At 71.9% G+C, this 23,129-nt stretch carries 16 protein-coding genes and 1 tRNA gene; 8 read left to right on the top strand and 9 right to left on the bottom strand.

Features of this window, described 5'->3' with window-relative positions; translation table 11 throughout:
* Positions 1–346 precede the first annotated feature (346 nt).
* From OG272_RS17480 to OG272_RS17470, 3 genes are all read right to left on the bottom strand, one after another.
* Positions 347–580, bottom strand: a complete 234-nt coding sequence (locus tag OG272_RS17480; RefSeq protein ID WP_405893983.1) for a hypothetical protein — start codon at positions 578–580, stop codon at positions 347–349.
* A gap of 149 nt (positions 581–729) precedes the next feature.
* Positions 730–2,649: a DEDDh family exonuclease gene (locus OG272_RS17475; RefSeq protein ID WP_327729673.1), complete on the bottom strand. Its 1,920-nt coding sequence runs from the start codon at positions 2,647–2,649 to the stop codon at positions 730–732.
* A 213-nt stretch (positions 2,650–2,862) separates the two neighbouring features.
* Positions 2,863–2,935, bottom strand: a tRNA-Arg gene (locus tag OG272_RS17470).
* A 271-nt stretch (positions 2,936–3,206) separates the two neighbouring features.
* Between OG272_RS17470 and OG272_RS17465 the strand changes: the two genes are divergently transcribed.
* From OG272_RS17465 to OG272_RS17435, 7 genes are all read left to right on the top strand, one after another.
* Positions 3,207–4,877, top strand: a complete 1,671-nt coding sequence (locus OG272_RS17465) for a dynamin family protein (RefSeq protein WP_326582743.1) — start codon at positions 3,207–3,209, stop codon at positions 4,875–4,877.
* A gap of 5 nt (positions 4,878–4,882) precedes the next feature.
* The gene (locus OG272_RS17460) at positions 4,883–6,970 is read left to right on the top strand and encodes a GTPase (RefSeq protein ID WP_405893981.1); all 2,088 of its coding nucleotides are present in this window, start codon (positions 4,883–4,885) and stop codon (positions 6,968–6,970) included.
* Between the two features lie 238 nt (positions 6,971–7,208).
* Complete coding sequence (locus OG272_RS17455; protein ID WP_326582745.1) at positions 7,209–7,688, top strand: single-stranded DNA-binding protein; 480 nt, start codon at positions 7,209–7,211, stop codon at positions 7,686–7,688.
* Positions 7,689–7,981: 293 nt separating this feature from the next.
* Positions 7,982–9,397 (top strand): TQXA domain-containing protein, encoded by a 1,416-nt coding sequence (locus tag OG272_RS17450; RefSeq protein ID WP_405896030.1) that lies wholly within the window; start codon positions 7,982–7,984, stop codon positions 9,395–9,397.
* Between the two features lie 253 nt (positions 9,398–9,650).
* Positions 9,651–11,315, top strand: coding sequence for an energy-dependent translational throttle protein EttA (gene ettA / locus OG272_RS17445; protein ID WP_326582746.1), 1,665 nt, complete (start codon positions 9,651–9,653; stop codon positions 11,313–11,315).
* A 2-nt stretch (positions 11,316–11,317) separates the two neighbouring features.
* On the top strand, positions 11,318–11,728 hold the full coding sequence (locus OG272_RS17440) for a thioesterase family protein (protein WP_326582747.1): 411 nt from the start codon (positions 11,318–11,320) through the stop codon (positions 11,726–11,728).
* Positions 11,725–12,417 carry a hypothetical protein gene (locus OG272_RS17435; RefSeq protein ID WP_326582748.1) on the top strand — a complete coding sequence of 231 codons (693 nt, stop codon included), beginning with the start codon at positions 11,725–11,727 and terminating at the stop codon, positions 12,415–12,417. Before OG272_RS17440 ends, OG272_RS17435 begins: the two co-directional genes overlap by 4 nt.
* A 145-nt stretch (positions 12,418–12,562) precedes the next feature.
* Here the strand turns inward: OG272_RS17435 and OG272_RS17430 are convergent, their stop codons facing one another.
* Positions 12,563–12,976 carry a globin gene (locus OG272_RS17430; RefSeq protein WP_326582749.1) on the bottom strand — a complete coding sequence of 138 codons (414 nt, stop codon included), beginning with the start codon at positions 12,974–12,976 and terminating at the stop codon, positions 12,563–12,565.
* A gap of 185 nt (positions 12,977–13,161) precedes the next feature.
* Here OG272_RS17430 and OG272_RS17425 point away from each other — a divergent pair, with 185 nt between their 5' ends.
* Positions 13,162–14,145 (top strand): methyltransferase domain-containing protein, encoded by a 984-nt coding sequence (locus OG272_RS17425; RefSeq protein ID WP_327729675.1) that lies wholly within the window; start codon positions 13,162–13,164, stop codon positions 14,143–14,145.
* 194 nt (positions 14,146–14,339) lie between these two features.
* Here the strand turns inward: OG272_RS17425 and OG272_RS17420 are convergent, their stop codons facing one another.
* From OG272_RS17420 to OG272_RS17400, 5 genes are all read right to left on the bottom strand, one after another.
* Positions 14,340–16,190: an FHA domain-containing protein gene (locus OG272_RS17420; protein ID WP_405893979.1), complete on the bottom strand. Its 1,851-nt coding sequence runs from the start codon at positions 16,188–16,190 to the stop codon at positions 14,340–14,342.
* A 141-nt stretch (positions 16,191–16,331) separates the two neighbouring features.
* A complete protein-coding gene (locus OG272_RS17415) occupies positions 16,332–17,678 on the bottom strand; it encodes a vWA domain-containing protein (protein WP_405893978.1) in 1,347 nt (448 codons plus the stop codon).
* A gap of 142 nt (positions 17,679–17,820) precedes the next feature.
* Positions 17,821–19,140 (bottom strand): protein phosphatase 2C domain-containing protein, encoded by a 1,320-nt coding sequence (locus OG272_RS17410; protein ID WP_328507179.1) that lies wholly within the window; start codon positions 19,138–19,140, stop codon positions 17,821–17,823.
* Positions 19,141–21,759, bottom strand: coding sequence for a tetratricopeptide repeat protein (locus tag OG272_RS17405; protein WP_405893976.1), 2,619 nt, complete (start codon positions 21,757–21,759; stop codon positions 19,141–19,143).
* On the bottom strand, positions 21,756–23,081 hold the full coding sequence (locus OG272_RS17400; protein ID WP_328223098.1) for a hypothetical protein: 1,326 nt from the start codon (positions 23,079–23,081) through the stop codon (positions 21,756–21,758). The genes OG272_RS17405 and OG272_RS17400 overlap by 4 nt, the downstream gene beginning before the upstream one ends.
* Positions 23,082–23,129: the final 48 nt, after the last annotated feature.

Raw genomic sequence — 23,129 nt, 5'->3', positions numbered from 1 at the left:
CCGGCTGACAGGGAGACGTACATGTCCGCTGTATGGCGGGTTAATGACAACTGTCGGCAGAAGCCCTGTCAAGACATCGGCGTTGGTTTCTGTTTCTTTTTGACTGATCCGGTCGGGCGGGTGGGGTGATGCGCCGCACAGTTGACGACCAGTCACATGAAACTTTTACGCGGACCCGTTGACCAGCCGGAAGATCGGCGAGTAGAACAACCCCTGCAAGTCGCCGGAGTTCGTTACTGGTTGGTTTTGTTTGGACGGTGGTGCCCGGACGTCATCGGCTGCCGGCAGCGGCCAGGAGAGGTGAACACGCCATGGAGGCTTCCGGGCTGTCGCGACGAGGGGCTCCTCACGGGGGCGGCGCCACCATCTCCGACGAGCTGACCAACTGGGTCTTCCCCGACAACACCACGAACTGCAGCGCTCGGGACGAGGTCGCCCACAGCGCGACAGCGCCGCCGGACGCCATCCCGTACACCGGCACCTCCAGTACCTCCAGTACCTCCAGTACCTCCAGCACCGACAGCGGCAACCTCGGCGACCTGCCGCTGCTGGTCACCCTGGGCAGCGGGCCGTATGCCACCGTCTGCGAATCCTCCCGGGTGAACTACTCCCGGTCGATGGTCAGTTCAGGGATCGCCTGGGAACGCCTGCCGCAGGGAGCCTCGCCCACGCCGCGTCGCCGTTCCCGATCCAGGGGATGCGGCAGATCTCCGCCTCCGGCACCGTCGTTCAGCCGGCGATGTCGACCCCGTAACCGCGTGCGAGGGCGTCGAGGCCGTGGTCGTAGCCCTGGCCTACGGCGCGCAGGCGCCAGACCGGGCCCCTGCGGTAGATCTCCGCGAGGAGCATGGTGCGTTCGGTTGTCGCGGCGTCCAGGGTGGCCCGGGTGAGGGGCGATCCGCTGTTGCCGGGAGCCGCCCCGATCTGGATCGCGCCGACCGTCCCGAAGGTGGTCGCGCCGTCGATGGCCGCGGCGACGACGATTTTGCGCGTCGCGGGTGGCAGGGATGCCAGGTCGAGGGCGATGGTCTGTTCCGCCGGGCCGCCGGTCAGCAGCCGCACCGTCCCGGCAGGGCTCTCCGGGGCGCCGTAGAAGATGAAGTCCTCGTCGAAGGTGACCTGTTCGTCCTCGTCGAGGATGAAGGCGACGACGTCGATCTCGCAGTCGGCCTGCGGAGCCCAACTGGCGGTGACGTACCACTCGGGCGCGGGTCTGCCGTTCGGGATGGGCAGGTCGATGACGCCGCCCCTCGGCATCACGTGCGGCTCCTTCGGCCGGACAGCCGCCGAGGCAGGGTCGGTGGCGGTCGGGGAAGTGAGCCAATCCGCGTCGTGCAGGGGGAGTTCGAGGGCGGTGATACGGCTCATACGGCGGTCCTTCTCACCGGCAGCGAGAAGCACGACGTCGGTGACACTGGCGGACAGGTTGACCGCTGCGGATCCGCCCAGCTCGACGACGCGGGTACGAGCCGCGGCAGCATCGGCATGAGCACCGCCGAGCACCAGCACCCGGCGGTTCGTCAGCGGCTTGGCCGAGGTGCCGGCCGCCAAGGTGCCGGCCGAGTCGCCCGGTTGGCGCGGAGCGGGGACGGTCGCGCCGGGGGAGGACGGCGGCAGGACAGGTACGTTCGGGGCAGGCGCTGTGGTGGATTCGGGTTCGGCGGCCTGAGCTGCTGCCACTGCCGGCTCTTCCACCGGCGCGATCACGGCGGAAGCCGTTGTCGCCTCATGCACCGTCCCGGGCCGCACGTCGGCCAGCAGTCGCAGAAAGGTGTGCTCGTCGATGACCGGCACGCCCTCGGCGGCTGCGCGTCGGGCCTTCGCGGATCGGGACGCCGGCTCGTTGGTGACGAGCACGCTGGTGTGCCGACTCACGGAGGTCATCATGTTCAGTCCTGCGGCGACAGCCCGCCCGACCAGCTCCGCCCGCGCGTGCGCGGTCTCACCGGTTATCGCGATCTTCATCCCCTGCAGCAGCGGCCCGCCGGGAGCCATGCGCCCCGGATTGCGGTAGGCGCACGGTGTCTTGGGCGGCTTCGGCGTGAACTGCGATTCCGCCCGCGGTGGGCAGCTGACCAGCGGCAAGGGCAGATCGAGCCGCGCCGCCTCGCGCAGCGAAGCCCGCAGGATCCCGGCAAGCACCCGGGTGTCGTCCAGCGCGTCGTGCGCGCGCTGCTGCGGTACCCCGTAGTGGGCGGCCAGCGTGCCCAGTTTCATGTCGTCCGTCGGCGGGTCTACCTGACGATTTAAAGCCAAGGTGCAGAGCCGCTGGGACACCGGAAGCCACATCCGGGCACGGGCGAACTCGTAGGCCAGGAAGTCGTAGTCGAACTGGGCGTTGTGGGCGACCAGGACGCGGTCCTGGAGCATCGCTCCGATCCGCCCGGCGACCTGGTCGAAGGTAGGGGCACCCCGCAGCCGCTCGACGGTCAGCCCGTGCACCTCCACCGGTCCCGGGTCGCATCCCGGGTCGAGCAGAGTGGAGAACTCCCCGGTCTGCTCGCCGTCCGGCCCGATCGTCACCACCGCGACGGACAGCACCCGGTCCCTCCGGGGCATGAGCCCGGAGGTCTCCACATCGACCAGGGCCCAGTCGCGGGCGTAGTCGCCCGTGGCGGGCAGGCCGAAGGAGGCGGAGGCGAGACTCATGGCGCCAAGGATGATCCGATATGCGGCTCTCATTCAACCTGTATGCCGTTTTACCCTGCCCTGGAATGACGTACCGCCCTGCCGGCCGTAGAGGGACCAGGGACCAGGGAGCCGGTCCGGCCTTGCGGCGCCGCGGTGACGGGCCTCTTGTCATGTCTCTGACCAGCAAAAACGCCCTCCCGGAGGGAGGGCGGAAACGATGCGTGTGCAGAGCGCCCCCGGCAGGACTCGAACCTGCGGCCAAGCGCTTAGAAGGCGCCTGCTCTATCCACTGAGCTACGGGGGCCGGGTGTGGTGGCCTCTGTCGTGGTGCCCGGGTGTGGGCTGATCCGTGACGTTGCCGGGGACAAGGATAGGGCTCCCCAGTCCTTGTCCCTGTTGCTTCGCCTCCGTGGCTCAATGTGGAGGTTCAGTGAAGCGGTCCTGATAATCGCAGGCAGGTACGAATCGTGCACCTCTTTTGGCGCCTCGGACCCCGGGTGTTGTGCACTCGTTATGCCTGCGCCCCTCTCGCCCCCTCCGTCCCATCTGTTCTGTCGGCGCGCAGACGTAGTCATATGCTTCAGAAAGTCCACAAAATTGGGCATTCTTCGCATGTGGTGACCTTGGACGTACGGCCTCAGTTGCTAGACGCGCTCTCCGCCCTGCGCGACCGTGTCGCCGCCGCGCGCTTTCCGCTGCCCCTGGCAGGGGCCCCGCGCGCGCGTGCCAACCGCGACGAACTGCTCGCACAACTCGACGACTACTTGGTGCCCCGGTTGCGACAACCCGAAGCGCCGTTGCTCGCCGTTGTCGGGGGGTCGACCGGCGCCGGCAAGTCCACTCTCGTCAACTCCCTGGTGGGGCGGAAGGTCAGCGAGGCCGGTGTGCTGCGGCCGACGACCCGTACGCCCGTACTGATCTGCCATCCCGAGGACCACCACTGGTTCAGCGGTATGCGCGTGCTGCCCCACCTCACCCGCGCGTGGCGGCCTCAGCGGGAGCCCGGTCAGGATCCGGGCGACGACGCGTTTCCACCGAACAGGGACGGCGGCAAGGACGGCGAGCGCGTCCTGCGCGTCGAGACCGCCGACAGCCTCCCGCCCGGTCTCGCCCTCCTCGACGCGCCCGACGTCGACTCCCTGGACGCCGACAACCGCGTACTCGCCGCCGAACTCATCTGCGCCGCCGACATCTGGGTGATGGTCACCACGGCATCCCGCTACGCCGACGCCGTGCCCTGGCATCTGCTGCGGTCCGCGAAGGAGCACCGGGCGACCCTGGTCACCGTGCTCGACCGGGTGCCCCACCAGGTGGTCTCCGAGGTCTCCCGGCAGTACGCGGCGCTGCTGACCAAGGCCGGGCTCGGCGACGTACCCCGGTTCACCGTGCCCGAACTGCCCGAGTCCGCCTGGGGCGGCGGGCTGCTGCCGGGCACCGCCGTCGCACCGCTGCGGACCTGGCTCGTCCAGCAGGCGACCGACCAGGGAGCCCGGCACCAGGCCATGGCGCGCACCGCGCACGGGGTTCTCGACTCGCTGAGGTCCCGGATGCCCGAGCTGGCGAGCGCGGCGGCCCAGCAGTACTCCGCCGCCCTCCGGCTCACCGCCGCCGTCGACACCGCGTACGACAGCGAGCACGCGCGCGTGAAGGGGCGCCTGCAGTCGGGGGCCGTGCTCGCGGGCGACGCCCTCAAGCGGTGGCGCAGCTATCCGCTCGACTGCACCCCCGGCGAACTGCTCGACGCCCTCGTCGAAAGCCTCGGCACCCTGGTGCTGTGCGCCGTCACCGCCGCCGACGAGCGGATCGGCGAGGCCTGGGGCCGCGAACCGGCCGCGGTGGCCGCCGGACTGACGGAACGTGACGCGACGCGGGAGGGCGTCGAGCACCGGATCGGGATGACCGTACGACGCTGGCGGCGCGTCCTCGAGGAGTACGCCGAGGAAGAGGTGCGCGACCTCGACCGAAGCGTCGCGCCGGACGTGGAGGTGGTGGCCGCCCTGGGCGCCACAGCCCTGCTGGGCGGCCGACGGGCCCGGTCCGCGGGGGAGGGGCTCGCCGAACGGATCGGGGCGCACGGCGCGCTACGGCTCCGCGACCGCGGCGGACGGCTGCTCACCGAGTACCTCGACCGGGCCCTCGACGCCGAGCGCGACCGCCACCTCGCCCCGCTCGACGCACTCGACGTACACCCCGGACCACAGGCCGAACTCATCGCCGCCCTGTCCGTACTGCAGAAGGAGAGGTGACCGTGGTGACCGCCGTCACTGACCACACGGATCAGACCGGAGACGACGTTCCCGAGAAGGGTGAGGACACGAAAGGCGAGAAGAACGTCGACAGGAAGAAGGGTGACGTTGGTGGGGGCGGCCACCTGGGGAGGGGTGCTTCCGGCGCTTTCGGGGAAACGCGCCCGGGGAAGCCGGACGGAGGTCCGTCCGAGAGCGCCGAGGACAAGCGGACCGAGAAGACCGAAGAGCCCGAAGAGAGCGAGGGGCGGGACAGGACCGTCGGCCCAACGAGCCGCGACGAGCGTCCGAGGGGCGAGAACCACGTCCACGCGCGCGTGCCCGACCGTTCCGGCGGCGGCGCGCCCGGTGCGGGGGGCACGTCCGGCGACGCGTCCGGTCGTACGGAGTCCGGCGACCCCTGGGACGACGGGCTCATCGCCCGGCGGGCCACCGAGACGAGTGCCGTCGAGCGGGTTCCGGCCGTGGAGAACCGGACTCCGGTGGCGCAGGCGGTCGTCCCGCTCGCGTACGACGGGCACCTGAGGTCGCGGCTCGACGCGCTGCGGGAGCTGGTGGGACTGTCCCGTACGCGGTTGGAGAGCGCGACGCTGGCGGAGGCGGGACGGGTGCTGGACGAGGCGGCGGCGCGACGCAGGCTGTCGGGGCAGCACACGGTCGTCGCGATCGCGGGCGCCACCGGCAGCGGCAAGTCGATGCTGTTCAACGCGCTCGCGGGGGTGACGATCTCGGAGACGGGCGTACGCCGGCCCACCACGGCCGCGCCCATCGCGTGCAGTTGGAGCGACGGCGCGGCGAGCCTCATCGACCGGCTGGGCATCCCGGGACGGCTGCGGCGGCGGCCCCTGCAGAGCCCGGAGGCGGAGGCCCAGCTGCGCGGCCTCGTCCTGGTGGATCTGCCCGACCACGATTCGGCTGCGGTGCAGCACCGGGAGCAGGTCGACCGGATCCTGGCACTGGTGGACGCGGTCATCTGGGTCGTCGACCCGGAGAAGTACGCCGACGCGATGCTCCACGAGCGCTATCTGCGGCCCCTGGCCGGTCACGCGGAGGTCATGTTCGTCGTCCTCAACCAGGTGGACCGGCTCCCCGGGGAGGCCGCCCACCAGGTGCTCGACGATCTGCGGCGGCTGCTCGACGAGGACGGGATCGCGCTGGGGGAGCACGGCGAACCGGGCGCCGCCGTGCTCGCGCTGTCCGCGCTCACCGGGGACGGGGTGGAAGAACTGCGCGACGCGCTGGAGCAGTTCGTGGCCGAGCGGGGCGCGCCTGCCCGCCGGGTCCGCGCCGATCTGGACGCGGCGGCCGCGCGGCTGTGGCCGGTGTACGCGCATCAGCGACGGGCGGGGCTCAGCGAACGGGCCCGGGACGAGTTCGCCGCGCGGCTCGCGGACGCCGTCGGCGCGACCGCGGCGGGCGAGGCCGCCGAGCGCGTCTGGCTGCGCAACGCGGGCCGCGCGTGCGGTACGCCCTGGCTACGGCTGTGGCGGTGGTACCAGGACCGGAGCGAACCCCCGACGGGACGGCTCGCCCTGACGGCGCCCGTGGACGAGGAGGCCACTGCCCGACAGCGCGTCGAGCAGGCCGTACGTACGTTGTCGGAGCGCGCCGCGACGGGGTTGCCCGCGCCCTGGGCCCAGGCGGTGCGCGAGGCGGCCGTACGCGGGGCGCAGGGGCTGCCCGAGGCGCTGGACGAGCTGGCGATGCGGGTCGGGGCGCCGACGGGGCGGCCGCCGCGGCCGGGGTGGTGGCCGGCCGCGGTGCTCGCGCAGGCGTCCATGACCCTCCTCCAAGTCGTGGGAGGGCTGTGGCTGTTGGGGCAGATCATCGGCTTCATGGCACCGAATCTCGGGGTGCCGGTGCTGCTGATGGTGATCGGCATCGTCGGCGGCCCGGCCGTCGAGTGGGGCTGCGGACTGGCGGCACGCGGTCCGGCGCGGCGATACGGCTCCGAGGCGGAACGGCGGCTGAGGGAAGCCGCCGCGGGGTGCGGCCGGGCGCGGGTGCTGGATCCGGTGGCCGCCGAACTGCTGCGGTATCAGGAGGTGCGGGAGCAGTACGGGCGGGTGATGGGGGCGGCGCCGGTGAGGTGAGAGGCCGTTCCCGTAGGGCTGGTTCCGTAGGGCCGGTTCACCCCGTCGGGTGACGGCGTTTTCCACAACTGGCGAGTAGCACACAGGGCTCAGCGGGCTCGGCCCGACGGCGGCAGTCTGAACACGCGGCGATCACAGCACCGCCGCACGACAGACGCAGCAGCCGTACGGGACGGGCCCGTACGCGTGTCCGGTCGGCACCGGCGCCCGGTGCCGGCGTGCGGAAGGGGTTCGCGAGATGAACGAGACGATGGTGTGCGTGGTGGGGAACGTGGCGACCCAGCCGGTCTGCCGGGAGTTGTCGACGGGTTCGTCGGCCCGGTTCCGGCTGGCGGTGACCTCGCGGTACTGGGACCGGGAGAAGAACGAGTGGACGGACGGGCACACCAACTTCTTCACGGTGTGGGCGAGGCGCACGCTCGCCGCGAACGTGGCGTCGTCCGTGGCGCTGGGTGATCCGGTCGTGGTGCAGGGGCGGTTGAAGGTGCGTACCGAACAACGGGACGGGCAGAGCCGGGTCTCGGCGGACGTCGACGCGGTCGCGATCGGCCACGATCTGTCGCGGGGCACATCGGCGTTCCGGCGGACGCCCCGGGGCGAGATGCCGGTGGCGGCTCAGTCCCCGTCCCCACCGGAGCCGAACTGGGAGACACCGCCGCCGGGAGACCGGCTCGACGCCGCGACCGAACTCCGGCCGGAGCCGGTCGGAGTGACGTGACATCAGACCGAGCCGCGGTCGTGGCTTATCGGCGAATGCGTTGTGAAGAGTCCGTGCGTGCGCCTGATCGACTTGTCGATATGTGCTGTTCGCAGGCTGTGCGAGCGATAACGATTCCGATTCGGATCGGTTGTCCGACGATACGGCTGGGAAGTGCGGTGCGCCGCTTGCCTAGGATGCCGGGCATGGCCCACGGGGCTTCTGATTCTGCTGGTGGGACCCCAACCCCCCACGTCAACGGGTCCTGCTCGAAGGGAAATTCTGTGGTTTCTTCGTTCTCGGCGTCGTTCTCGGTGTCGTTGTCCGGGTGGTCCGGGTGGGCCGCGCGCAGGCGAGGGGCGACCCGCCTCGCCGCCGTGTCACTCGCGTCCGGACTCGTCGCCGCGGGTGCGATCGTCACCGCGGGCCCGGCCGCCGCCGACGAGAAGGCGCAGAGCTCGGGCGGGGCGACCGCGACCATAGGCGGCCTCAAGACGTACGGAACGGCCGTGCTCCGAACCGACGACGGCCAGGAACAGCAGCTCCCCGCCGGGCTGTTCGAGATGTTCGTCGACGGCGGCGGCACCCTGCAGACCTACTGCGTCGACGTCCAGAACCCGACGCAGAAGGACGCCGAGTACCAGGAGACCCCCTGGAGCGGAACCTCGCTGGGTGCCAACAAGGACGCGGGCAGGATCCGCTGGATCCTGCAGAACTCCTACCCGCAGGTGAACGACCTCGCGGCACTCGCCGGGAAGGCCGGTGCCAAGGGTCTCACCGAACAGGACGCGGCGACCGGTACCCAGGTGGCGATCTGGCGGTACTCGGACGGGGCCGAGGTGACGGCCCTGGACCCGGAGGCGGAGAAGCTCGCGGACTACCTGCAGAAGAGCGCGCGGGACCTCACGGAGCCCGCCGCCTCCCTGACCCTCGACCCGCCGGCGGTCTCCGGCCGTGCGGGCGAGCGGGTCGGGCCCGTCACGGTGCACACCAACGCGGACGGCGTGACCGTGACCCCGCCCTCGGACGTGACGGCGGACGGCGTGAAGGTCGTCGACGCGGACGGTGAGGCCGTGACCTCGGCCGGTGACGGCAGCGAGCTGTACTTCGACGTGCCCGAGGACACCGCGGACGGCACGGCCGAGCTGACCGTGCAGGCGTCGACGACCGTGCCGGTGGGCCGTGCCTTCGCCTCCGAGACCCGCAGCCAGACCCAGATCCTCGCGGGCTCCAGCGAGTCCACGGTCTCCGCGACGGCGACCGCGCACTGGGCCGAGAAGGGCGCGATACCCGCACTGTCCGCCGAGAAGAACTGCGCCGAGGGCGGCCTGGACATCACGGCCGCCAACCAGGGCGACAAGCCCTTCACCTTCGAGCTGATGGGGATCACCTACACCATCGACGCGGGCGAGACCCGCACGATGACGATCCCGCTCCAGGAGGACCAGGCGTACGACTTCACGATCGAGGGGCCGAACGGCTTCGCGAAGCAGTTCCGGGGCGTGCTCGACTGCCGGACGGAGACCGCGGCCGGTGCGGGCGGGGACTCGGTCCAGACGCTGAGCGAGCCGAGCCCGGCGACGGTGGGCGGCAACGCGGTCACCGACTCCGGCACCGACCTCGCCGAGACCGGCAGCTCCGGTGCCACCCCGGTGATCGGGGGCATCGCCATCGGCCTGGTCGTGATCGGCGGCGCGGTGATGATCCTCCTCCGCAAGCGGAACGCGTGACGAGGAAGACAACGAAGACAACGAAGACAACGAAGACAAGGAATCCGTAGGCGAAAGCGCTCCTTGAGAACTCGACAGTGAGTGACCGCGCGGTGACACACGCGTGCGAAGCGGCCCCGGTACGCCTCCCAAGGCGCCGGGGCCGTGCCGCTCGTGCAGGGGGTTCACCATCCGGTTTCCGTCGAGGGCTGGCCGTGCGGCAAGATGGGTGGTACTGCCCACTGCCAGATTTCAAGTTGCCGGACGGTTTCTCTTGGCTGAGTACATCTACACGATGCGCAAGACACGCAAGGCGCACGGCGACAAGGTGATCCTTGACGACGTCACGCTGAGCTTCCTGCCCGGCGCGAAGATCGGTGTGGTCGGCCCGAACGGTGCCGGTAAGTCCACCGTTCTCAAGATCATGGCGGGCCTCGAGCAGCCCTCCAACGGTGACGCGTTCCTGTCGCCCGGCTACACCGTCGGCATGCTCCTGCAGGAGCCGCCGCTGGACGAGTCCAAGACGGTCCTGCAGAACGTGCAGGACGGCGCCGCCGAGATCATGGGCAAGCTCAGGCGCTTCAACGAGGTCGCCGAGCTCATGGCGACCGACTACTCGGACGCGCTCCTCGACGAGATGGGCAAGCTCCAGGAGGACCTGGACCACGCGAACGCGTGGGACCTGGACACCCAGCTGGAGCAGGCCATGGACGCCCTGGGCTGCCCGCCCGGCGACTGGCCCGTCACCAACCTGTCCGGTGGTGAGCGCCGCCGCGTCGCGCTGTGCAAGCTGCTGCTCGAAGCCCCCGACCTGCTGCTGCTCGACGAGCCCACCAACCACCTGGACGCCGAGTCCGTGCAGTGGCTGGAGCAGCACCTCGCGAAGTACCCCGGCACCGTCGTCGCCGTCACCCACGACCGGTACTTCCTCGACAACGTCGCGGGCTGGATCCTGGAGCTCGACCGCGGCCGCGCGATCGGCTACGAGGGCAACTACTCCACGTACCTGGAGACCAAGCAGACCCGTCTCAAGGTCGAGGGCCAGAAGGACGCCAAGCGCGCCAAGCGGCTCAAGGAAGAGCTGGAGTGGGTCCGCTCCAACGCCAAGGGCCGCCAGGCCAAGTCCAAGGCCCGTCTCGCCCGCTACGAAGAGATGGCCGCCGAGGCCGACAAGATGCGGAAGCTGGACTTCGAGGAGATCCAGATCCCGCCGGGCCCGCGCCTGGGCAGCGTGGTCGTCGAGGTCAACAACCTCAGCAAGGCCTTCGGCGAGAAGGTCCTGATCGACGACCTCTCCTTCACCCTGCCGCGCAACGGCATCGTGGGCATCATCGGCCCGAACGGCGCCGGCAAGACGACCCTCTTCAAGATGATCCAGGGGCTGGAGGAGCCCGACTCCGGTTCGATCAAGGTCGGCGACACCGTCAAGATCTCCTACGTCGACCAGAGCCGCGAGAACATCGACCCGAAGAAGACGCTGTGGGCCGTCGTCTCCGACGAACTGGACTACATCAACGTCGGCCAGGTCGAGATGCCCTCCCGCGCCTACGTGTCCGCGTTCGGCTTCAAGGGCCCGGACCAGCAGAAGCCGGCCGGGGTGCTCTCCGGCGGTGAGCGCAACCGCCTCAACCTGGCGCTCACCCTCAAGCTGGGCGGCAACCTGCTGCTCCTGGACGAGCCGACCAACGACCTCGACGTCGAGACCCTGTCGTCGCTGGAGAACGCGCTCCTGGAGTTCCCCGGCTGCGCCGTGGTCGTCTCCCACGACCGCTGGTTCCTGGACCGGGTGGCCACGCACATCCTCGCCTACGAGGGTGAGTCCAAGTGGTTCTGGTTCGAGGGCAACTTCGAGTCGTACGAGAAGAACAAGGTCGAGCGACTCGGCGCGGACGCCGCCCGTCCGCACCGCGCCACCTACAAGAAGCTGACTCGAGGCTGATCTTGCGGCACATCTACCGCTGCCCACTGCGCTGGGCGGACATGGACGCGTACGGCCACGTCAACAACGTGGTCTTCCTCCGCTACCTGGAGGAAGCCCGTATCGACTTCCTGTTCCGCCCGGAGAAGGACTTCAAGCAGGGGTCCGTGGTGGCGCGCCATGAGATCGACTACAAGCGGCAGTTGGTGCACCGGCACAAGCCGGTGGACATCGAGCTGTGGGTCACGGAGATAAGGGCGGCGTCGTTCACGATCGCCTATGAGGTCAAGGACCCCGAGCAGGTCTACGTCCGGGCCTCGACGGTGATAGTGCCGTTCGACTTCGCGACCCAGCGGCCCCGCCGGATCACCGCCGAGGAACGCGAGTTCCTGGAGGGATACAGAGACGACGAGGAGGAGGCCGTCGCCGCATGACGGTGCTCCACCTCGCAGACGAGGGGGAGGCGGCGGATCTCGCGGCCTTCCTCTCCAGGCTGCTCCACTACGACCGGGGAGCGGCGGTGCGCCTCCAGGCGGCCGGCACCGCCCTGGCCGTCTTCGGTCGGCCACCGTCCTTCGAGGTCCTGGCGATCCGGGCCGTGCGCCTCGCCAAGCCGTACGAGAGCGGGCTCGACGTCATGCTCGACGTGACCGTGTCGGCCGGTGAACTCCTGGAGTCCATCGACGAGCCGGCGGGTACGGCGGGCGTGCCGGGGGCGGTGACCGGGCCGCCGTGGGCCGGGGTGCTTCCCCCACGCGGCGGCTGGCGGCCGGAGGCGGGGCTGCCCGCGCCGGACGCGCTGCGGGCGATGGTCTCCGCGGCGGTGCGCGAATTCCGCTCCCGTACCGAGGAGCTGGTGCCCGAGCAGCGCACGCGGGCCGAGCTCGACCGGATCGGGCGGGAGATCTGGTCCCGGGCGGTCGGGGACACCCATCTGCCGGTGCGGGCCGTGCACGCGGCCCAGTCGCTCGGCTTCCTCCGCCCCGCCCGCGCGGGCGGGGCGCCCGAGGAGGCGTCGCCGGGACTGTTCTCGTCGGGCGCGTGGCTCAGACTGCGTACGCCCTACGGGTCGATCGCCGTACGCAGGGCCGGACTGGGGACGTTGGGAGTCAGCGTCCGCTGAGCACGCCTCCTGGTTCCCCAAGCACCTGATGCCAGGCATGTGATGCCGTGATGTGGGTCACATGGCGTCGGTGTGGGAGCCCGTCGAAACGTCCGGGTGCTTCCGAAGGTCATTGCCCGGTCGTGCTGTCGGGTCCCGCGGCCGCTCAGCCCGGGGCGTTCACCATCGAGGCCGCCGCGTACGTCAGGTAGTTCCACAGCGTGTGCTCGTGTTCCTCGGAGAGGCCGAGCTCGTCGACGGCGTCGCGCATGTGCTTCAGCCAGGCGTCGTGGGCGGCACGGTCGACCGTGAAGGGGGCGTGGCGCATGCGGAGCCGGGGGTGGCCCCGGTTCTCGCTGTACGTCGTGGGGCCGCCCCAGTACTGGATCAGGAACAGCGTGAGACGGTCCTCGGCCGGGCCCAGGTCCTCCTCGGGGTACATGGGCCGCAGGATCGGATCCTCGGCGACACCCTCGTAGAAACGGCGTACGAGGCGCCGGAAGGTCTCCTCGCCACCGACCTGCTCGTAGAAGGTCTGCTCCTGAAGGGTGCCGCGCCGAATCTCATTCACGTTCCCCATGGTCTCAGACGCGGCGGCGGAGGACTTGAGGCTTAGGACCATCCAAGAGGCGTCCGAGGGGCGGCCGGAGACCGGGCCGGGGCCGGACGCCTTCCGTGTGCCGGACGAAGGGCGCGGACGGGTGGATTCCGGACGGGTGTGCCGTGGTGCTCGCCTCTGGAGGCGTCCGGCCGCACAGTGGAGGTATGGGCACGCACGCTGTGGATCACGACCTGGAACGCCTCGCCGCCGAGGCCCGCTCGGCGCTGGTGCGCGAGATCGAGGCGAGCGGGGCGTGGGACACCGACCCGGATTGGCGGAAGGCGTTCGAGAGCGTTCCCCGGCACCTCTTCGTGCCGTACTACTACGTCGGCGTCCCGGGCGGCTTCGAGCGGCTGTGGGGCGAGGAGCGCGACCCCCGGCGGCGTGACCGCTGGGTGCGGGGCGCGTACGCGGACACACCGCTCGCCACGCGGGTGCGCGACGGGGTGCTGATCTCCTCCAGCAGCCAGCCGTCGCTGATGGCGAAGATGTTGGCCGAGCTGGAGGTGGAGGACGGGGACCGGGTGCTGGAGATCGGCGCCGGCACCGGTTACAACGCCGCCCTGCTCGCGCACCGGCTGGGGGACGACCTGGTCACGACCGTCGATCTGGACGCCGACATCACGGAGGCGGCACGCAGGCATCTGGACGCCGCCGGGTACCACCCGGCCGTCGTCACCGGGGACGGGGCGCGAGGGGTGCCGGAGCGGGCGCCGTACGACCGGATCATCGCGACCTGCACGCTGCACTCGATCCCCCGCGCCTGGCTCGCCCAGTGCACGCCTGGCGCGCGCATCCTGACGCCGTTGGCCACGGGGCTGGTGCGGCTGCGGGTCGAGGACGCCGAGCACGCCGAGGGGGGCTTCCTGCACACGTCGGCGTACTTCGTGCCGCTGCGCGGGGGGAGTGAGCCGGAAGCGATGCGTCCGCACCTGGGCGGGCTGCCGCACCGGGCCCGTGACCACGAGCTCTTCCGGTTCCTGCTGGCCCTCACGGCGGGCAGCCTGGACCCGCACGAGGCGCTCGCCCTGTGGCAGCGCGAGGGCATGCCGACCCGCGAGCGCTACGGCATCACGGTCCGCGGCGACCACGCCTGGGCCTGGCTGGACGACCCGGAGGGGCCGTACGCCTGGCCCCTCCCGAGCTGAGGACGCGACCCGGAGCGGCCGGAGCGGCCGGAGTGATCGGAGCGGCCGGGGGTGTGATCGGGGCGCACCGGAGTGATCGGAGCGCACCAGGGTGGTCGGAGGACCGGTGCGACCGGGCCATTGGATCAGGGCCGTGGATCAGGGCCGACCGAAGTCGCTCGGTCGGCCCTGGTCGTCTCGCTGTTGCGGGAAGGTCAGCCCCGGCGGATCGTGATCGTCGTCCACGCGCCCACGTGCACCCGGTCCCCGTCCTGGAGGGGGATCGGGACGAAGGGCTGGATGGGCTCCTCGGAATGGTTGACCGTGGTTCCGTTCGTGGAGTTCTGGTCGACGACCGCCCAGCTGCCGTCGGGCTGCTGCACCAGCACCGCGTGCTGGTGGGAGACGCCCGGGTCCTCCGGCGGCACCGAGAGATCGATGTCGGGGGTGTCGCCGGTGGAGTGGCGGCGGCGCCCGATGGTGATCTGGTTGCCGGTGAGGGCACGCCGCTGCTCGGGGGAGTACGCGGGCAGGTTCAGGCCAGCGGCCTCGGGGCCCGAGCGCTGCATCATCGCCATGAAGTAGTCGCGGTCCGGGCCGATGGTCGCGCTCCAGGTCGTCGGCGCCTGCGGGTACGCGGGGCCGGGCGGGGCCTGGGTGGCACCGGGCTGCGGGTAGCCGTAGCCGCCGGGGCGAGCACCCGCACCGCTGGGGCCGCCCGGGCCACCGGATCCGCCGGGACCGGTCGACGACGGCGGGGAGATCACCCAGTCGTCGTCACCACCGAAGGGCGGACCGCCGCCAGGACCCTGACCACCGGGGCCGGGGCCGCCAGGGCCCCCGTGCTGCGGGCGCCGGGTCTCCTGCGGGAAGGCAGGCGGTGCCGAAGACCCCGCCTGCTGGAACGCCTGCGGCGCCCCGCCGGGACCCTGGCCGCCGGGGCCTTGACCGCCGGGGCCCTGACCACCGGGACCACCAGGTCCGCCGGAACCGGGACCACCGGGGAAACCGGGACCGCCGGGCCCACCCGGCGTAGGCCCGGGCGGCGGCGGAACCGGTCGTGAAGGGTCGCCGCCGAAGCCCGAGGGCCCGGGTCGTGAAGGATCGCCACCGAAGCCCGAGGGCCCAGGTCGTGAAGGGTCACCGCCGAAGGCCGAAGGTCCAGGTCGCGAAGGATCCCCGCCGAACGCGGACGGACCGGGCTGGCCGGGCTGCCCCGGACCGGGCTGACCGGGCTGACCCGAAGGCCCGCCACCGAACCCGGAGGAACCCCCCGGCCCCGTCGGGCCACCGGGGCCGCCGGGCCCACCTGCGCGGCCGGGCCCGCCGGGACCCTGCCCGCCATGACCGCCGGGGCCACCAGGACTCCCGGAGCCACCAGGGCCACCAGGTCCGCCGAACCCACCGTTTCCGCCCGGACCCCCAGGCCCGCCCCGACCCGACGGCTCCCCGCCGAACGGTGAGAGCGGCTCGGCGGGACGGTTCACCTGTGAGGGGCGGGAGCTCTGGTAGTCGTATCCGTCACCGGCGCCGTAGGACGGCGGAGGCGGCTGCTGGAACCGGAGCGCCGGGTTTCCACCGGCGCCGGGACCAGGACCAGGACCGGAATTAGGGCCAGGGCCTCCAGGGCCGGGACCAGCGCCGCCGGGACCGGGGCCGCCGGGACCGGGACCACCCGGGCCCGAGCCCGCCCCGGGCGCCGAAGGCCGCGGCGCGGCCGGCGTGTACGTCGTCGCCGTGTTGGTCAGGAAGTTCCACCGGCACTCCTCGCAGAAGGGCGCGCCGCCCTCGCGGGGCGTGCGGCACTGCGGGCAGAGCTCCGGCTCGGCGGTCAGGTGCGGGCGTCCACCGGGACCCCCGGGACCCCCGGGACCCCCGGGACCCCCGGGTCCTCCGGGACCGCCCGCGCCCGGAGGCGGGGGAGGTGAGCCGGGCGGCGGGTATCCGTAACCGGCGCCCGGGGGCGGCGGTGGTGGCGGCGGGGGTACGGCACCGGCCATACGGTGACCGCAGACCTCGCACCAGTCGTCGGAACCCGACTGGTGTCCGTTCGGGCAGGTCGGCATGTCGGCGCTTCCCCCTCTCCTTTCCGGCCCTTCGGCCGGTTCCTGTGGCCGCGACGGGCCGGTGTGGCCGGTACTGTCCGGATCCCCCGGTGGGGGACCCGAGCCAGGCTCATGTGCAGCGGTGTTACCGGTTGCTTCTTCCTACTTCTTTACACGAACAGTCTTTGTCGACCGTGTTTCGAGAGTCATCTCGTCGGCCTCCGTGACCTTCGCCTTCAGTCGCACAGTACCTGTCGCCGCGTCGACCACGTCCACCACCTTCGCAAGCAGTTTCGCAGTATCCGCGTTCCCGGACGCGCTGGCGAGCTGAACGGCCCGTCCCAGCTTGGCCGTTGCGCCGTCGAAATCGCCGGATTTACGGGCATCCAGCCCTTGCTGGATGACTTGTGCCAGTTCGGCCTGACCCGTGTAGTGCGCGACCTGGGGGTTGATCGACGTGGACGCGACCATGTCGTCGGTCCACACCGCCTTCACCAGGCCCTGGGCGCCGAGGTTCTGCGCGGTGCCGTCGGGCTGCGGGATGACGAGGGAGACCCGGGCGGCCAGCATCTCCTGGCCCAGGGACGCGGCCGGGACCTCGACGCACACGTGGTAGTCACGGGACTCGTCCCCCCACGAGCCGGTCGGATAGTCCCCGGCGCGCGGGCCGGCCTCGGTGCGACGGTCGGTCAACTCCTCGACCGTGGGCGCCACTTGCTTGACGAACTTGACCCGGGTGCCGACCGGGGTCCACAGCCGCAGGGCGACGTCCGCGACCTCCTTGCCCATGGCCGCCTCCATCATCTGTGTGAAGTCGGCGGACAGGGCGGCCGGGTCGGCGACGATGTCGGCGGTGCCGAGCAGCGCGGAGGCGATCCCCGTGACCTCCTTCACCTCCCAGTCCGTGCCCACTCCACGCGCGTCACAGGTGAACCGTCCGGCACAGGCGTCCAGCGCGGCCTTCAGGTCCTCCGGCGACTCGTGCTCGTTGCGGCCGTCGGTGAGCAGGATGCCGTGGCGGATGGCCACGTCGGCGGAGGCGAGCAGCCGGTCCGCGAGCTTCAGCCAGGTGCCGATGGCGGTGCCGCCGCCCGCGCTGAGCCTGCGCAGCGCCTGTTTGGCCTGCTCACGGGTGGCGGAGTCGGCGACCGCGAGCCGGCCGCCGCCGGGGTAGACCTCCCGGGCCACATGGGTGCCGTCGATCACCGCGAAGTGGACGCCGTCGCGCAGGGTGTCGATCGCGGCGGCCGTGGCGTCCCGGGCGTTGCGCATCTTGGTCGGCGGATAGTCCATCGACCCCGAGCAGTCGACCATGAGCGCCACGGCGGCGGACGGGCCCTGGCCGGGCGAGTAGAGGTGTGGCGCGGCGACCGCGGTGCCGATGGTGCCACCGCCGGTCGCGCTGACCGTCACGATGGCGTTGACCTCGCGGCCGCCGTCGGGCAGGTACTCGTTCTGGTACACCTCGACCGAGAACTGCGGCACGTTCGACTTCGAAAAATTGGCCATGCCTACTCTGATCCCCCTAGCGGCCCCACAGCACGTGGGGTGATGACTGTGCGTGCCTGTACCCGGACCGGTCCCCTCCGGCCCGTCGGCCTTTCCCGTCCGGCCGCCGAGGCGCCCGCGAACACCCCGCCCGCGAGCACCCTCAGGCCGATCCTGCCCCCTGTGGAGGGGCCGGGAACGGCAGGACGGCCACTGTTACGTTGTCGTGGCCACCTCCGTCGAGCGCGTGGCCGGTCAGAACCTGGGCGCAGTGGAGCGGTCGCACGGCCGCGTCCAGGGGCACGGCCTCGGCCATCTCCTCGGCGGCCTCCGCGTAGTTCCACAGTCCGTCGGTGCACACCACCACTACACCCGGCCGGTCCGGTTTGAAGGAAGCGGTGTGCGGCTCCAGTTCGTACGCGTCCGCGCCGAGCCAGCCGGTGATCGCGTGGGCGCGCTCGTCGGCGTACGCCTCGGCCTCGCTCATCAGCCCCGCGGACACCATCTGCGCCGCCCACGAGTCGTCCTCGGTGAGCCGGGCCGGGGGTGCGCTCCGGTCGACGGGGACCCAGTAGGCGCGGCTGTCGCCGACCCAGCCGACGACGAGCAGGCTCGGGGTGACGACGGAGCCGACGATGGTGCACGCCGGCGCGTTCTGGTGCGGGGCGTGCTCCTGGGCCGTCTCCGGCTCCTCCGCCAGGGCGTTGACGGCGCCCGCGGCGGCGATGATCGCGTCGTGCATCGCCTGCTGCGGGTGGGTGCCGCGCGGCAGGGACTCCAGGAGCGTCTCGCCCGCGGCGCGGGCCGCGGCGAGCGAGGCGTCGTCGGGCCGGGTCGCGGAGGACACGCCGTCGCAGACGATCGCCACGACCGCGGGGGAGCCGTCGGGCAGCGCGGTCGAGGAGATCGTGAACGCGTCCTCGTTGCGGTGGTGGCGCAGGCCCCGGTCGCTGACCGCGGCGACCGCGTCCAACTCCTGTTCCATGTGGTCGCGTTCGCGCGGCTGGGCGTGCCCGCAGTTCTCGCAGTAGCCGTCCCGGTCGACATGGCCCGCGCGGCAGGCCACGCACACCTTCGTGCCGGCCGGCGGTGTGGCCAGGTCGGTGGTGCGCGGGTCCGGCGGCTGGGGAGCGGCCAGCGGGTACTCGTCGGGCTCGCGGGGCCGGTCGAACCGTACGCCCCGCCCCGGGCCGGGCAGTTCGCCGCCGCCGGAGTCGGTGCCCGGGATGTCGGTGGGACGGACCACCGGCGGGGGCGTGTCGGAGCTGGGCTCGGAGGCGACGGGCCAGTCCACGGACGCGGACTCGTCGGGCACGTCGCCCGCCGTCCCGTTCAACGTGACGGTCGGCTGGTCCTCCGGCGGCGCGGAGACCGCCGAGAGGTCATGGCCGCACGCACCGCAGAAGCGGTCGTCCGAAGCGAGGGGCCACTCGCAGATCGGGCACTTCGTCAGCGCGGTCGGCTGGGGCATCTGCGACATCAACTACACCCACGTCCGGGGGCGGTAACGGTTGGCTCGTTCCACCAGGTCGATCCTCTCCTCGCCGCCAGGGGCGAGCCGGGCCAGTGTGCGGTACGACCGCTCCAGTCCGAAGCGGAGGCCGCGCTCGTCCAGCGCGCTGCCGAGCAGCACCCGCCCGCCGGCCGGGGGCGCGGCACCCTGGCCCCCGGAGAGTACCCAGTCCAGGGCGCAGCCAAGGACCTCTGTGGACAACTGCTCGCGGCGCACCGCGTCCAGACCGTACCCGCCGAGCGCCTCCACCTGCCCGGCGGCCGCCGTCAGGTCGTCCAGGAACGGCGCGTCCGGCGCCTTCCCGGACGGCGCGGCCCCGGGAGACACGGCCCAGGGAAGCACGGCCCCGGGAGACACGGCTCCGGACCCGAGCGTCGCCTCCGTGCGGTGTCTGAGCCGCGCCCGTACGGCGGCGACCCGGGCGGCGGTGTAGTGGATGGACGCCTCCGGTACGGACTCCAGGGTGTGGACGGCGTTCTGCCGGTCCCCGGCGGTCAGCCGCACCCGGGCGAGCCCGAACGCGCTGCTGACGAAGCTGGGGTCGGTCGTCCACACCAGGCGGTAGTACTCGGCGGCGTTGTCCAGCTGCCCGAGCACCTCGGCGCACAGGCCGAGGGCCAGCTTGGGGGCGGGCTCGCCCGGGAAGGCGTCGTAGATCGCGTCGAAGGACAGAGCGGCGTTCTCGTGGTCGCCGGTGGCCAGCGCGGCCACGCCCCGGTACCAGACCACCCGCCAGTCGTCGGGGTGGTCCCGCTCCAGGGCGTCCAGGGTGGCCAGGGCGATGGTGAACTCGCCCATCTCCAGCCGGGCCCGCAGCTCCCGCAGCCGCAGCTCCAGCGAGCCGCTGGGCGCCGCGTGCAGCGCCGTGATCAGCTCGGTGGGCGCGGAGGCGATGAGCCCCGCCAGGAACCCGGCGTTCGGGTCCCCGGGGTCCACCCGCGGGACGGGCAGCGCGAGGGCCGCGGCGGCGGTGTCGAGTTGCCGGGTGAGTCGGACGGGGACGGCGGCGCCGCCGGCCGGCAGAGCGGCCGTACCGGCAGCCGAACCATCGTTCCTGGCCGTCGGCCTGTCGCGGCGCGTCCCCAGCCGGGACACCTCCCCGTCCAGCTTCGCGAACAACTCCGTGTCCGTGACCTTCACCTCGGGGCCGAAGATCGTCGACATGGCGGGGCGGGCCCGGCCCGTCTGGAGGGAGACGACCTCTCGCAGCACACCCGTCAGCTGCTCCGACATCTCCTGCGCGGAGGCGAACCGGCGGGCCGGGTCGGGGTCGGTGGCACGGACCAGCAGACGGTAGAAGGACTCGTACTGCCGGAAGACCTCGATGTTGTCGGGGTCGGGCAGGGAGTCCACGAAGACGTTCGTGTAGCCCTGGAAGTCGAAGGTGAGGACCGCGAGCGTCCGGGCGACCGTGTACAGGTCGGAGGCCACCGACGGGCCCACGTCGGCGACTTCGGGCGCCTGGTAGCCGACCGTGCCGTAGATGGCCGACTCGTCGTCGTCCATCCTGCGCACCGCGCCCATGTCGATCAGCTTGAGCTGGTCCTCGGTCTGGATCGCGTTGTCGACCTTGAAGTCGCAGTACAGCAGGTTGCGGCTGTGCAGGTGGCCCAGCGCCTCCAGGGCCTCGATGCCGTACGCGCAGGCTTGCTCGACCGGCAGCGGGTCGCGGCGCCCGTCCGGCGTGCGGCGGTCGTTGGCGATCTCCTTGAGGGACTTCCCGCCGACGTACTCCATGACGATGTACCCGTCCAGCGAGCCGGTGCGCTGGTCGAGGTGCTCGACGAAGTTGTAGATGCGGACGATGTTGGAGTGCTCGATCTCGGCGAGGAAGCGGCGCTCGGAGATCGCGGCGGCCATCGCGTCCTGGTCGCCGGTGTCGAGCAGGCCCTTCAGCACGACCCAGCGGTCCGAGACCGCCCGGTCTATGGCCAGGTAGATCCAGCCCAGACCGCCGTGCGCGAGACAGCCCACGACCTCGTACTGGCCGCGCACGATGTCGCCCGAGTGCAGCTTCGGCACGAACGAGTACGGGTGGCCGCACTTGGTGCAGAAGCCCTCCGTGCGCCCCGGCCGCTCACCGCGCGCCCGCCCGACCGGCGCCCCGCAGTCGGAGCGCGAGCAGAACCGCTTGCGCTCGGGTACCTCGGCGGTCTCCAGCACCATCGAGCGCGGGTCGGGACGCGGCACGTCCGGGACCTGGACGAGGCCGACGCCGAGCCGGGCCCGCCCCGAGGAGCCGGCGGTCTTGCCGGAGCTGCGCACCGACACCGAGCGGCCCGTCGTCCTGCCCGACAGGGCACCGATGAGCCGTCCGGAGACCGAGCGCCGGGACTGCGAGGAGCGCGCGGACGTCCGCGAGGAGCGCGAACTGCTGGAACCGGAGCCGCGCGAGCCCCGGCCGCCGCCGGTGATGCCGGTGGGCGGGGAGTTGACCATGCCGCTCGCCGAGACGACCGGCGCCAGACCGCACTCGTCGCAGTACAGCTCGCCGCCGCCCACGTCCTCGTACGATCCCGAGCAGCCGGGACGCTGACACGACTGCTGCGGAGCCTCTTCGCCCGCCGGGCTCTCCTCCGTCTGACTCACGATCCCTCCTCCCTCCGGTCCTGGGGCGCACGCGGGGCCGGTACCGACTGGCCCAGCAGTTCGGCGGCCGCATGCTGATAGCGCAGCACCGCCATCTCGGCTACGCGCAGGTCGCAGGGGGCGCTCCACAGCATGCGGCGCGCCGCGTCGTACCGCTCGACCAGCAGCGAGTCCTCCGCGAAGCCGTGCCGGGCGACCTTCGCCTTGTACGCGTCGAGCCGGCCGCGCAGCTCCGCGCGGACCGCCAGCGGCGCGGTGACCGCCGTCAACGACTCGCGGGCGCGCAGCAGTTCGTCGTCCGCCTTCTGCTCCAGGGACTCCAGGAGCGGGGACAGCCGGTGCCACTGCGCGTGTCTGCGGTACTCGGCCGCCATCGCCAGCTGTTCCTGCAGCACCGTCGGCGGGCCGCTCACCACGGGCACCTCGGTCGCGGCGATCTTCGCCAGCACCTCGCCGCGCGCGCTGCGCGCCTCGGCGAGCGTACGGTCCGCGCGGCTGAGCACGTCGCGCAGCTTCATCAGGCGGGCCTCGGCGTCCTGCCGGACCGTCAACACGGCGTCGATCTCCCGCCGCACGTCCTCCAGGGCCCGCGCCTCGCGGTCGTACGTCGTGGTGTCCGGGCGGCCGCCGCCGGGCGCCGAACTGCCCGGCGCGGGGACCCAGAAGGCCAGCGGATCGGAGATGACCTGCTCACGGAGCCGGGTCAGGGTGCGGGTGATCCGCTCCAGGTCGTCGCCGGCCGGGTGCTCGCCGGGGCGTACGCCGACGGAGTGCGCGAGCTGGCGGGTGCGCTGGAGCTCGGCGGCCAGGAGATCGATCCGGGCGGGCAGCGCGGACCACACCGCGTCGGCGGCCACGACCATGTCCAGCGAGGACGCGTACAGGTCGTTCATCCGGTCCACCAGCGTGCTCAGCGAGAACTGTTCGCTGAGCCGGGTCGCGCCCTGCAGCGTCGGCGCGTTCGCCATCGCCGTCGCGGAGCCGGCGACCGTGACGGCCTCGCCGCGCAGCAGTTCGGTCAGCTCCACCAGGTCCTCACGGCTGGACCAGCGGCGCCGGGAACGGATCTCCCGGGCGGAGCGCAGCGCGTCCGAGTACGCGTCGAAGTACGCCCACAGCAGCGTGATCGACGCCTCCGCGGAGGTCCAGCGCTCCTTGGTGACGCCGGTCAGTTCGGCGCCTTCGAGCAGCCTGCGGCCCGCGTGGTCCTGAAGGGCGAGCAGCGAGGTCTCGATGGCCTCGTGCTCCGCGCCGAGCCGCGCGAGCGCACGGTCCACCTCGTCCCGGTCCATCACCGGCCCGGTGGATCCCGCCACGCCCATCGATCACCTCTCGCTGCTGTCGGTGTCCGTCAGTTGACTGCGGCCCTG

Origin of the sequence: Streptomyces sp. NBC_00104, assembly GCF_045160825.1 — a bacterium.
Taxonomy (GTDB): domain Bacteria; phylum Actinomycetota; class Actinomycetes; order Streptomycetales; family Streptomycetaceae; genus Streptomyces.
Note: the sequence above shows the minus strand (reverse complement) of the source record. Positions and strands in the feature narration are given on the sequence as shown.

Coding starts and splice junctions, on each gene's coding strand:
- OG272_RS17475 (WP_327729673.1), bottom strand. CDS start 2,649: ATGAGTCTCGCCTCCGCCTCCTTCGGCCTGCCCGCCACGGGCGACTAC.
- OG272_RS17465 (WP_326582743.1), top strand. CDS start 3,207: ATGCTTCAGAAAGTCCACAAAATTGGGCATTCTTCGCATGTGGTGACC.
- OG272_RS17455 (WP_326582745.1), top strand. CDS start 7,209: ATGAACGAGACGATGGTGTGCGTGGTGGGGAACGTGGCGACCCAGCCG.
- OG272_RS17435 (WP_326582748.1), top strand. CDS start 11,725: ATGACGGTGCTCCACCTCGCAGACGAGGGGGAGGCGGCGGATCTCGCG.
- OG272_RS17430 (WP_326582749.1), bottom strand. CDS start 12,976: ATGGGGAACGTGAATGAGATTCGGCGCGGCACCCTTCAGGAGCAGACC.
- OG272_RS17425 (WP_327729675.1), top strand. CDS start 13,162: ATGGGCACGCACGCTGTGGATCACGACCTGGAACGCCTCGCCGCCGAG.
- OG272_RS17420 (WP_405893979.1), bottom strand. CDS start 16,190: ATGCCGACCTGCCCGAACGGACACCAGTCGGGTTCCGACGACTGGTGC.
- OG272_RS17415 (WP_405893978.1), bottom strand. CDS start 17,678: ATGGCCAATTTTTCGAAGTCGAACGTGCCGCAGTTCTCGGTCGAGGTG.
- OG272_RS17400 (WP_328223098.1), bottom strand. CDS start 23,081: ATGGGCGTGGCGGGATCCACCGGGCCGGTGATGGACCGGGACGAGGTG.